The 11,077-nt window shown below is 66.3% G+C and carries 8 protein-coding genes and 1 pseudogene; 3 read left to right on the top strand and 6 right to left on the bottom strand.

Translation table 11 applies throughout. The annotated features are described in order from the left end of the window. Positions 1-110: 110 nt before the first annotated feature. Entirely contained in the window at positions 111-2,381 is a 2,271-nt protein-coding gene (locus FNL14_RS22705) for a gluconokinase, GntK/IdnK-type (protein ID WP_142064999.1), read from the top strand. Between the two features lie 73 nt (positions 2,382-2,454). Here FNL14_RS22705 and FNL14_RS22700 read toward each other — a convergent pair whose 3' ends face one another. The 4 genes from FNL14_RS22700 to FNL14_RS22685 all read right to left on the bottom strand — a co-directional run bounded on the left by FNL14_RS22700 (position 2,455) and on the right by FNL14_RS22685 (position 6,127). Next, the gene (locus tag FNL14_RS22700) at positions 2,455-3,204 is read right to left on the bottom strand and encodes a maleylpyruvate isomerase family mycothiol-dependent enzyme (protein WP_142064993.1); all 750 of its coding nucleotides are present in this window, start codon (positions 3,202-3,204) and stop codon (positions 2,455-2,457) included. Continuing rightward, entirely contained in the window at positions 3,204-4,040 is an 837-nt protein-coding gene (locus FNL14_RS22695) for a fumarylacetoacetate hydrolase family protein (protein WP_142064990.1), read from the bottom strand. The genes FNL14_RS22700 and FNL14_RS22695 overlap by 1 nt, the downstream gene beginning before the upstream one ends. Further along, complete coding sequence (locus FNL14_RS22690) at positions 4,040-5,170, bottom strand: cupin domain-containing protein (RefSeq protein WP_142064987.1); 1,131 nt, start codon at positions 5,168-5,170, stop codon at positions 4,040-4,042. The genes FNL14_RS22695 and FNL14_RS22690 overlap by 1 nt, the downstream gene beginning before the upstream one ends. 108 nt (positions 5,171-5,278) lie before the next feature. Then, positions 5,279-6,127: an IclR family transcriptional regulator gene (locus FNL14_RS22685; RefSeq protein WP_255470974.1), complete on the bottom strand. Its 849-nt coding sequence runs from the start codon at positions 6,125-6,127 to the stop codon at positions 5,279-5,281. Between the two features lie 48 nt (positions 6,128-6,175). Here FNL14_RS22685 and FNL14_RS22680 point away from each other — a divergent pair, with 48 nt between their 5' ends. Both FNL14_RS22680 and FNL14_RS22675 read left to right on the top strand, forming a co-directional pair. Continuing rightward, a complete protein-coding gene (locus FNL14_RS22680) occupies positions 6,176-7,495 on the top strand; it encodes an aromatic acid/H+ symport family MFS transporter (protein WP_142064984.1) in 1,320 nt (439 codons plus the stop codon). Beyond that, entirely contained in the window at positions 7,488-8,738 is a 1,251-nt protein-coding gene (locus tag FNL14_RS22675) for an FAD-dependent oxidoreductase (RefSeq protein WP_142064981.1), read from the top strand. The genes FNL14_RS22680 and FNL14_RS22675 overlap by 8 nt, the downstream gene beginning before the upstream one ends. A 110-nt stretch (positions 8,739-8,848) precedes the next feature. Here the strand turns inward: FNL14_RS22675 and FNL14_RS22670 are convergent, their stop codons facing one another. Both FNL14_RS22670 and FNL14_RS22665 read right to left on the bottom strand, forming a co-directional pair. Beyond that, positions 8,849-10,588, bottom strand: a complete 1,740-nt coding sequence (locus FNL14_RS22670; protein WP_142064978.1) for a thiamine pyrophosphate-dependent enzyme — start codon at positions 10,586-10,588, stop codon at positions 8,849-8,851. Positions 10,589-10,642: 54 nt separating this feature from the next. Then, positions 10,643-11,077 (bottom strand): annotated as a pseudogene (locus tag FNL14_RS22665) (L-asparagine permease); the annotation flags it as partial.

Genomic DNA, 11,077 nt, shown 5'->3' with positions numbered 1-11,077 from the left:
CCCTACCAGCAGGCCTACCTGCCCTACAACCGCCTCATCGACGGAACGGTCCACGACTGGTGAACACCCCCCAACCCGACACAGCCAAGCCCAAGCTCCGCATCATCGTGATGGGCGTGTCCGGCTGCGGCAAGACCACCATCGGCGACCTCGTGGCGCGGGAACTCGGCGTCCCGTTCCTGGACGGCGATTCCCTCCACCCCGTGGAGAACGTCGCCAAGATGGCCGCCGGCACACCCCTGACGGACGAGGACCGCTGGCCCTGGCTCACCACTGTGGGCACCGAACTCGCCAGCGCCGGCGAGGGCGGCCTGGTGCTGGCATGCTCCGCGCTGCGCCGCAGTTACCGTGACGCCATCCGGGCCCAGGCGCCGGACACCATCTTCCTGCACCTGCACGGCAGCAAAGAGGTTTTGCGGGCACGCACCGAAGGGCGGACCGGGCACTTTATGCCGCCCGCCCTCTTGGAGTCCCAGCTCGCCACGCTGGAACCGCTCGGCGCTGACGAAGCCGGGGTGGTCGTCGACATCGCCTCTCCCGTGCAGCAGGTGGTGCGGGAGGCACTCGCCGGGATTGCCGCCGTCGGACGTCCTGCTGACGTTGCCGGCACTGCCGGTGCCACAGGCACCCGCCCGCGGCAGTTCGCCGTCGACCTCAAGGTTGCGCCGTTTAATCTCGACGGCGACGCGGTCGCCTGGGTGGAGTCCACCCTTGCCGGGATGAGCCTTGAGGAGAAGATCGGCCAGCTGTTCATCAACCACAACAACGACTACTCCCCGGAGTACCTCGACGGCGTGCTGGAGAACTTCCACGTGGGCGGCATGCGCTACCGGCCCGGGCCCTCGGCCGCGGTGCAGGAGCACATCCGCTATGCGCAGTCCAAGACCCGCATTCCGCTGCTGGTGGCGTCCAACCCGGAAATGGGAGGAGCCGGAAGCTGCGACGACGGGACGTTTGTGTCCACGCACCTGCAGGCCGGCTCGCATCCGGACAAGGGCATAGCCCGCCAGATGGGACAGGTGGCCGGTGTGGAAACTGCGGCGCTGGGCTGCAACTGGGCCTTCGCCCCGATCGTGGACATCCACTACAACTGGCGGAACACGGTCATCTCCACCCGGTCCTTCGGCAACACCCCGGAGATCGTGGTGGAGCGGGCCAAGGAGTACTTCGACGGCATCAGCGAGTCGCCCACGGTGTGCGCCATGAAGCACTTCCCCGGAGACGGCGTGGACGAGCGCGACCAGCACGTGGTCACCTCCTACAACACCTTCAGCTATAAAGAGTGGAACCGCACCTACGGGCACGTGTACCGCGAGATGATCGGCCACGGCGTGCAGTCCATCATGGTGGGGCACATCGGGGCGCCGGAACTGTCCCGGCATTTCCGGCCAGGCCTGGCCGATGCGGACATCCGCCCCGCGACGCTCGCGCCGGAGCTGCTGCAGGACCTGCTCCGCGGCGAACTCGGCTTCAACGGCCTGGTGCTGACGGACGCCTCGCAGATGGTGGGCCTCACGCAGGCCATGAAGCGCAAGGACCTGGTGCCGGCCACCATCGCCGCAGGCTGCGACATGTTCCTGTTCTTCCGCAACCCCGCCGAGGATTTCCAATACATGCTGGACGGCTACAAATCCGGTGTCATTACCGATCAGCGCCTGCATGACGCCCTGCGCAGGATTCTCGGGCTGAAGGCTTCCCTGGGGCTGCACCGCAAGCCCGCATCGGATCTGGTCCCGGCTCCTGAAGCTCTTGCCGTGATTGGCAGCGAAGCGCACCGCGCCATTGCGGCGGACATCGCAGACAAGACCGTCACCCTGGTCAAGGACACTGCTGGCAACCTGCCCATCACTCCGGAAACCCACCGCCGGATCCGCCTGTACGGCATTTCCGGCGGCGCCGACTTCACCCGGGCTGACCCGCTCGCTTACCTGGACACGGTCAAGGAAGAGCTTGAGGCCGCCGGCTTTGAGGTGCATGTCTTCAAGACAGCAGAGCAGCGGGAAGCAGCAGGGGAGACCGGCATGAACTTCATGAGGGTCCTGTCCGAGGAAGCCACCGGCGATTACGCGGACAGGTACGATGCCGCGTTGGTATTCGCCAATGTGAAGGGCTTTGCCCAGGAGGCGGCCATCCGAATCAAGTGGTCCTCGCCCATGGCCGCGGAAATCCCGTGGTACGTCACCGAGGTGCCCACGGTGTTTGTCTCGCTCAACCAGCCCAACCACCTGATTGATGTCCCCATGGTCAAGACCGCGATCCACGCCCACGCCGGATCCCGGGAAGCCATCCGGGCCACCATCGACAAGATCCAGGGCAAGTCCCGGTTCCAGGGCACGTTCAACGACAACGTGTTCTGCGGATCCTTCGACACCCGGCTGTAGGCGGAATTCCTTCCACCAGGCATAGCAATGGCGGCCAGCGAATCTCGCTGGCCGCCCTTGTCAGCGCTGGCGTCTAGATCCACTGTGGGGCAACCGGGACCGCACCGTTGGCGCCGGAGCCTTCCACTGTCACACCGCCTGAGCCTCTGCCCGCTGCCCACTGAACGACGGCGGCCAGCGGCCCGGTGATGATCGTCGGGTTCGCTGCACTCGTGTCGCCGAACGCCACGGCAGTGCCCTCCACCCGGATGGCCAGTCCGGTATCGGTGCCGCGGGTGTGCCAGGCGCCGGTGATGTCAGCGAGGAGCCGTTCCAGGACGGCTGCGGGAACATCGCTGAAAGTGGCACCGTTGTCCAGGTCGACCGCGTGGAGCCAGACCTCGCGGGTGCGCATCCAGACAGTTTCCTCGGCCGGAACAACCCGGCCCTGGGCCGTCTTGACCAAGTGGCGCCACGCGTCAGCGGGCAGGTCGCGCCATTCGACGTTCAGGTGCACGGCCGAGTGGTCGAAGAGGTGCCGCAGGGCGATGGGGGAGAGGGTGGCGCCGAACTCGATTTCGTGGTTCCGCGCCTCCGGGGAGGAGTACATCGGGGTCTCCACACCAGTGGCGGCCCATTCGATCAGCCGGGCGATGGCGCGGGCGTTGTAGCCCACGTGTGCCACAACGTGCCGGCGCGTCCAGCCGGGAAGGAGGCTGCCGCCGTCGAGCTCCGCGTCGGAAAGCTCGTTGAGCTTGCGGGCGAAGAACGCCGTGCCCCGGCGCGCCTGCAGCAGGGACTGCAGGAGCACCGGGTCGGTGGCCTGGTCGTGGCGGGCAACCATCAGGCTTCCTTGATGACGCGGTTCTTCAGCTGGCCCAGGCCCTCGATGGTCGTCACCAGGACCTGGCCTTCCTGCAGGTACCGCTTGGGGTCCTGGGCGTGGCCCACGCCGCCCGGGGTGCCGGTGGCGATCACGTCACCGGGGTTCAGCGTGATGATGGTGGAGATGTAGGAGACGAGGAATTCCGGGGTGAACACCAGGTCCGAGGTGGGGGTGGACTGCTGGACGTCACCGTCCACGGCGGAGGTCATCAGCGGGCCGGGGGTGAACTCGTCCTTAGTAACCAGGGCGGGGCCGAACGGGGTGGACTTCTCCCAGGTCTTGCCCTGCAGCCACTGGATAGTGCGGAACTGGTAGTCGCGCATGCTGACGTCGTTCAGTACGGCATAACCGGCGATGTGGTCCGCGGCATCCGCCTCGGCGATGCGGCGACCGGTCTTGCCGATCACGACGGCGAGTTCGGCTTCCCAGTCCACGGTGTCCGATTCCTGCGGCAGGGCCAGGTCGTCGTTGGGGCCGATCAGGGATTCGGCGTACTTGGCGAACAGAGTGGGGTACTCCGGGACTTCCCGGCCCATCTCCTTGATGTGGTTGCGGTAGTTGTGCCCCACGCAGATGATCTTGCCGGGGGAGGGGACGACGGCGGCAAGGTCAGCGCCGTCAAGGGCATGCGTTGCGCCGTTGGCCGCCTTCGCCGCGGCTTCCCAGTTCGGGCCCTGCAGCAGGGCGCCGACGTCGGCGAATCCGGGGATCTCGGTGAGGGTAGCGCCGTCCTGGCGCACCGCCGTCGTGCGTGTTTCGCTGCCGTTGGCGAGGCGGAGGGTGAGGAGTTTCATTACTTGGTGCGTCCTTCGATGTAGGTGCGGTTGAAGCTCAGGCGCTCGAAAATCGGGGCGTCGCTGAAGCGGAACAGATCAAACTCGGTATCGGCCTGCAATGACCAGGAAGCCCAGGACGGAACCACGAACAGGTCGCCCTTGGCCAGCTGCTTCGTTTCGCCGTTCAGGACCACCGATCCGGTGCCTTCGAAGACCTGCCACACGCTGGAGCCCACTTCATGGACTGTGTCCGTGCCGGCACCAGCGCGGAGGCGGTGGAACTCGGCCCGGATGGTAGGCATCACGTCCCCGCCGGTGGTGGGGTTGGTGAACCGGACTGCGGCGTGCCCTTGGGAGACAGTGGCGGGGTGGCCCTCGTCCTCCAGCAGCAGCTGTTCACGCAGTGCAGCATCCGTGTACTTCCACCGGTACGCTGCGATCGGGGAGCTGGTGGTGTCGTCCAGGCCGGAGAGCGGGCGCAGGCCGGGGTGGGCCCAGAGCCGTTCGGAGCGGGAGATGTCCGGGGTGGCTTCGTCGGTGACGCGTTCAGTGCCGAACTCGAAGAACCCTGCGTCGGAGTAGTGCACGAACGGAATGTCCAGGCCGTCAATCCAGGCCATCGGCTCATCGGTGTCGTTGTGGTGGCCGTGGAAGTTCCAGCCCGGGGTGAGCAGGAAGTCGCCGCGGGACATCCGCACCGGGTCACCGTTCACCACGGTCCAGACGCCTTCACCCTCCACCACGAAGCGGAACGCGTTCTGGGAGTGGCGGTGCTCCGGCGCTGTTTCCCGGCCGCCCAGGTACTGGATGGCTGCCCACAACGTGGGGGTTGCATACGGAGTGCCGGCCAGGCCGGGGTTGGCCAGGGCAATGGCCCGCCGTTCCCCGCCGCGGCCCACCGGAACCAGGTCGCCGGCACGAGCGGCGAGCGGGTACAGGTCGTTCCAGCGCCACACGTGCGGGACGGCTTTGGGGCTCGGGACCATCGGCATCAGGTCACCGATCTCGGTCCACAGCGGAATCAGGTTCTCCTTATCGAAGTCCTGGTACAGCTGCTCCAGCTGCGCAGCCTCCTCCGGGGTGGGCTCCGGCAGGGCGTGGCTGGCGGCCACTGATTCATGAGTCACGTTTTCGGCGCTGATGGACACGAAAGGCCTCCTCGATAGGTCCGAACAGTTTTGGCGTAGTTCGACCCTACGGAGGAAGTGCATGTGATAACGAGCATATTCTGCTCTACAGAATTAGGGTGAAGGCGCTTAATCCGGCTCAGCCGGGTTCGCCGCGATGTCGATCTCCAGCTGCCGGCAGGTCTCACGCAGGGCGGCGACCAGTCCGCCGTCGAACACTGCCCGGAACCGTGTGGCAGGGGTGGCGACGCTGATCGCCCCCACCACATTGCCGTGCCGGTTGTGCAGCGCCATGCCCAACGCGCTCACGCCATCTTCGGTGCCTTCAAAATTGGCGGCAAAGCCGTTGCTACGGACCGAATCCAGCTCCCGCAGGAAGGCCGGAAAATCCTCCTCGGCTATGGTGTCGCCACTGATCTCGGCATTGTTGCTGCGGAACAGCTGCTGGATCATGGGCGGATCCAGCTCGGCAAGGATGGCCTTTCCGCCGGAGGTCTTGTTGGCGGGCAACACCGTCCCCTGCCGGTCGCCGACCCGGAGCACGTTAGTACCTTCCACGGTGGCGAGGAAACGCACTTTGGTCCCTACCCGCACCATGAGGTTGACTGTCTCGTTCAGCTGCGCTGAGAGCAGCTCCATGTGTGGCTGGGCCAGCGAACGCAGCAGCCGGGTCCAGCTCAATCCTGCCGGGCCGACGCCCATGGCCGGGCCCGGAACGTAGCGCCGGGTCTCGTCCTGGACTGCAAAGCCACGGTAGACCAGCATGGCCAGGAGGCGGTGGGCCGTGGAGGGCGCAACCCCGAGTTCCTCGGCCGCGTCCTTCAGCCGCAACGTCCCGCCGTCGCGCAGGAGTTGCAGCAGCTGAAGCGCGTTGTCCACTGCCTCGATGGAATACGTGGGGCGCTTCTGGACCGGCTTCTTCTGGGCGGACTTCCGTCCTTGCCTTGCGCCGGGGGTAGGAGCGGGACTTTTCTGCACATCAGAATTGTATTGTGATTCATCTTCGCCGGCCATGACAGTAGTGGGATGAATCACATACTTCCCGCTGCAGCGACGCAACGGTCCACGCCGGGGGCTCCCGGCCCGTCGTCAGCTGACAGGCAAGCGCGGTTCCCCAAGGCATCCGTCCTGGCGGTCCTGGTCTGTTGGCTGCTGGTGGTCTTCGACGGCTATGACCTCATTGTTTACGGCACGGTCCAGTCCTCCCTGATTTCGGAGACGGGCTGGGGCCTCACCAAAGCCACCGCCGGAACCATCGGATCCATGGCGTTCCTGGGCATGATGATCGGCGCGATCTTCGCCGGCCGGATGGCCGACTCGTGGGGCCGCCGCCGCACCATCCTTGGCTGCGCGGTGGTCTTTTCCGTCTTCACCGTCCTGTGCGCCTTCGCCCCCAACGCCGCCATCTTCGGCATTCTGCGGCTGCTCGCCGGAATCGGGCTCGGCGGGCTGGTGCCCTCCGCGAACGCCCTCGTGGCCGAACTGGTCCCCACCAAATGGCGGTCCACCATTGCCACCCTGATGATGTCCGGCGTTCCGATCGGCGGCTCCATCGCCGCCTTGGTCGGGATCCAGCTGATTCCCGCCTTCGGCTGGCAGTCCATGTTCCTGGTGGCCGTGCTGGCGCTGGTGATCGTGGTGCCGCTTGGACTGAAATACCTTCCGGAAACGCTGGGTTCGGAACAGGACTCCCGGAGCGGCAAAGTCACAGCCAACACCAAAGCCAGTACAGGCTTCTCCTCGCTGCTGCGCGCCCCGTACCTGGGCATCAGCATGCTCTTCGCGGTAGCCACCATCGCCACACTGTTCGCCTGGTACGGCCTGGGCACCTGGCTGCCCAACCTGATGCAGCTGGCGGGCTACAACCTGGGCTCGGCGCTGACCTTCGCGCTGGCACTGAACCTCGGCGCGGTGGCCGGTTCGGTCATCACGGCCTGGGCCGGCACGCGTTTTGGCCCCGTACCCACCGCGATCGCCGCTGCCGCCGTGGCAGCAGGTGCATTGGTGGTCCTGGTGACGGGGCCTCCAGTAACGGTGGTGTACCTCATGCTGGTGCTCGCCGGCGTCGGAACCCACGGCACACAGTGCCTCATCATCGCCGCCGTTGCCAACCACTATCCTGCCCACCTGCGCGGCACCGCGCTGGGCTGGGCGCTGGGCACGGGCCGGATCGGCGCCGTCGCCGCACCGCAGGCCGGAGGCCTGCTGCTGGCCGCGGGGCTGGGAGTCAACTCGAACTTCCTCGCCTTCGCCGGCGCCGCCGCCATCGCAGCCGTGCTGCTGACCGCCGTCGGCCTTCACCTGAAATCCAAAAACCCAACAACCACAGGAGCAAGTAATGTCTGAGCACGCCACTTCCACCGATGTCCTGGTGATCGGAGGGGGCATGGCCGGACTGGCCGGAGCCCTCGCACTGCGCGAGAACGGCGCCAACGTGACCCTCGTTGAAAGGGCGCCCGAATTCGGCGAGGTGGGTGCGGGCCTGCAGATGGCCCCCAATGCCTCCCGCGTGCTGAAGCGCTGGGGCCTGCTGGAAAAGGCGCTGGAAATCGGCGTGCAGCCCAAGCACCTGGTGTTCCGTGACGCCGTTACCGGCGAGGAACTCACCCGACAGACGCTCGGCGGGGAGTTCGCGGAGCGCTACGGCGCACCCTACGTGGTGATCCACCGCAGCGACCTGCACCGCGTCCTGCTCGAAGGCTGTGAAGCCGCCGGGGTCAAGCTCGTCAACGACGTCATGGTCGAGGGCGTGGAAACCGTCAATGACCGCGGCGTGGCACACACCGCCGCCGGCGTGGACTACGAGGCGGACGTGGTGATCGGAGCTGACGGACTCAAGTCCACCCTCCGCCCGCTCGTGGCCAACGACGAGCCTGTTTCGTCCGCCTACGTGGCCTACCGCGGCACCGTTCCCATCACCGAAAACACGCCCAAAGCAGACCTCGAGGACGTTATTGTCTACCTCGGCCCGGACTGCCACCTGGTGCAGTACCCGCTGCGCAAGGGCGAACTGCTCAACACCGTGGCCGTCTTCAAGTCCGCGTCCTTTGAACGCGGCGAAGAGCAGTACGGCGGAGTGGATGAGCTTGAGGCTGCATATAAGGACTGCGTTCCCGCGGTCCAGGAGGCGCTGAAGAACCTGGCCACCGGCATCCGCTGGCCCATGTACGACCGCGACCCTATCGAAAACTGGGTGGCCGGCCGGATGGTGCTGATGGGCGACGCCGCCCACCCCATGCTGCAATACCTGGCCCAGGGTGCCTGCCAGGCCCTGGAGGACGCTGCCGTGCTGCAGGATTCTTCGATCGGGACTGTGTTCACTGCCGACGGGATCAAGCCCGATGCATGGGACGAGGCCATCCGGGAGTTCAACAGCGTCCGCGCCGGCCGCACTGCCCGCGTCCAGCGCACCGCCCGTGTATGGGGCGAGTCGTGGCACGTTTCAGGCCTCGCCCGGACCCTGCGGAACCTGCTGTTCAAGAGCCGCAAGGACAACAACTTCCAGTACAACGACTGGCTGTACGGACAGGACGGCGACGGCGTCCCCGCCGTCACACCGAAGCGGATTACCGAAAGCGTGTCCGCGTAGCTAGTTACCTCAATAACAGCAGCGGACGACGGCGGGTGGCTCCCGCCGTCGTCCGCTGCTGTTTGTCAGGGCAACGCTGAGTCCGCGCGGCTGCTGCGCGCGGACGTGGCTCAGTACGCCTTGACGCGCTGTTCGACGACGAGGTGGATCAGGGCAAAGACGCCGACCTGGTCAATGGCGGCGAACGCTGCATCAAGGGCGGCCGGAATGTCCTTGTCCTCGGTGACCGTGATCCCAAAACCGCCGAAGGCCTTGGCCATCAGAGCGAAGTCGGGGTTCTGCAGCTGGGTGCCGGAGACGCGTTGCGGATAGTGCCGCTCCTGGTGGGTGCGGATGGTGCCGTATTCCTGGTTGTCCATGACCACCACGAGGGGAGTGGCGCCGTACTGGGCCGCGGTGGCCAGCTCCTGGCCGTTCATCAGGAACTCACCGTCCCCGGCGATGGTGACCACCCGGCGTGCGGGGTCTGCCAGCGATGCCGCAATGGCCGACGGCACGGAGTACCCCATGGAGCCGTTGCGGGCGCTGATCATGGAGGCATAGCGGCGGGTGGGAAAGTAGCGGTGGGCCCAGTTGGTGTGTTCGCCTGCGCCGAAGGTCACCATGGCATCCTCGGGCAGCCTGGGCACAAGGTTCGCCATCAGGGTGTCCATTTTGGCCTGTCCCGCTGACGGTGCGGCCGGGGGCAGCGCGGCGAAGTGCTCCTGTTCGCCCCGCATCCGCTCCGTCCACGCCTTCCACTCTTCCTTCACCGGCAGGTCAATCCCGGCCAGATCCTGCACAAAGGCCTCCGGCTTGGAGAGGATCTGCCGCGACACCGGACCCGAACGCCCGCGGAGCGACGGGTCCACGGTCACCAGGAAGTTCTTTTTGTTCCAGTCCTGGCGGCAGACGAACCCGTCCGTGATGACATCCCCCGGCACCGTCCCCACAAAAACCAGCAGGTCCGTTTCCTCCAGCAGGTCGTAGGTGGGGCGGGGCCGGCCGTAGCCGATGGGGCCCACGTAGGAGGGCGAATCGAAGGACACCGTTCCCTGCGTCCGCCACTCGGCTGCCGCCGGGATCTGGTGGCGCTCCAGCCAGCCGGTCAGCTGGTCCGCAGCTTCCTGGGTCCAGTCATTGCCGCCGGTGACGAACAACGGCTTGCGCGATTCCGCCAGTGCAGCGCGAAGGGCTGCGGCATCCGTGCTGCTCATGCCGCCGGCGGCCACGGGAATTGCGGGATGCAGCGCGGGGTCGATCTGCTGGCGGATGATGTCCTCCGGCAGGCCCACCACCACCGGGCCGGGCCGCCCGCTCATGGCAGCGAACATCGCCTCCGCCACGATCTCGGACGCCCGGTCGGCATGGTCAAGCACCATCACGCGCTTGGCACCGGTATCAAACCAGGCCTTAATGTCGAACTCCTGGAAGGCCTCCCGGTCCCGGTGCGCGAACGGGATCAGGCCCACAAACAACAGCATGGGAGTGGAGTCCTGCCACGCGGTGTGCAGACCCACGTGCGCGTTGGCAGCGCCCGGCCCCCGCGTCACCATGGCCACGCCTGGGCGCTGGTTCATCTTGCCGTCAGCCTCGGCCATATAGGCGGCACCGCCTTCATGCCGGCAGACAATGGTTTCGACATCGGAGGCATGCAGGCCGTCCAGCACGTCCAGGAAGCTCTCGCCCGGCACCACATACGTGCGTTCCACGCCGTGGGCGATGAGCGAATCAACAATAACGTGCCCCGCGGACTTGGTTGCCGGTGGTGCCTCCGCTGGATTTGCCTGCGGGTTGTGCTGCCGGGAAGGCTCGACGGCGGCGGGCCGGGTGGGTGATGCGGTCAGGATTGCTGCGGGTTCCGTTGTCATGGTCTTTCTTTGTTGTTCGGGTTTATGTATGGCCTGTGGGTGGAGCCTTCCGGCTTACCTGAATGTCTCGGCGGGTGGGTTGGCGATGACGGGGGAGAGGCCGGTGTGGCCTTCGCGGGTTTCGGCGATTTCGTGGATGCGTTTGCGGCAGGCGTACCAGCCGATGACCATCAGGATGGAGGCGATGGCGGTGACGAGCATGGTCAGGGGTGAGTCGATGAAGACCATGATCAGCACGCCGACCAGGAAGAGGAGGCTGAGGTAGCCGGTGTAGGGGGCGCCGAACATGCGGAAGGAGGGGCGTTCGAGCCAGCCTTTGTCGGCCCAGCGTTTGAGTTGGATCTGGCACAGGACGATGGTGGCCCAGGTCATGACGATGCCGACGGAGGCGACGTTGAGGACGATTTCGAAGGCCTGGGCGGGGACGAGGTAGTTCAGCGGGACGCCCAGGAGGGAGACGGCGGCGGTGATGGCGATGCCGCCGTAGGG

This window comes from Pseudarthrobacter sp. B4EP4b, assembly GCF_006680095.1.
In the GTDB taxonomy this organism is placed as follows: Bacteria; Actinomycetota; Actinomycetes; order Actinomycetales; family Micrococcaceae; genus Arthrobacter.
The sequence above is the reverse complement of the archived record's forward strand: the minus strand, read 5'-3'. Positions and strand labels throughout refer to the sequence as shown.

Excerpts from the sequence above, each read along its gene's own strand:
- FNL14_RS22705 (WP_142064999.1), top strand. The coding sequence starts at position 111 with ATGGGCGTGTCCGGCTGCGGCAAGACCACCATCGGCGACCTCGTGGCG.
- FNL14_RS22700 (WP_142064993.1), bottom strand. The coding sequence starts at position 3,204 with ATGGTTGCCCGCCACGACCAGGCCACCGACCCGGTGCTCCTGCAGTCC.
- FNL14_RS22695 (WP_142064990.1), bottom strand. The coding sequence starts at position 4,040 with ATGAAACTCCTCACCCTCCGCCTCGCCAACGGCAGCGAAACACGCACG.
- FNL14_RS22680 (WP_142064984.1), top strand. The coding sequence starts at position 6,176 with ATGAATCACATACTTCCCGCTGCAGCGACGCAACGGTCCACGCCGGGG.
- FNL14_RS22675 (WP_142064981.1), top strand. The coding sequence starts at position 7,488 with ATGTCTGAGCACGCCACTTCCACCGATGTCCTGGTGATCGGAGGGGGC.
- FNL14_RS22670 (WP_142064978.1), bottom strand. The coding sequence starts at position 10,588 with ATGACAACGGAACCCGCAGCAATCCTGACCGCATCACCCACCCGGCCC.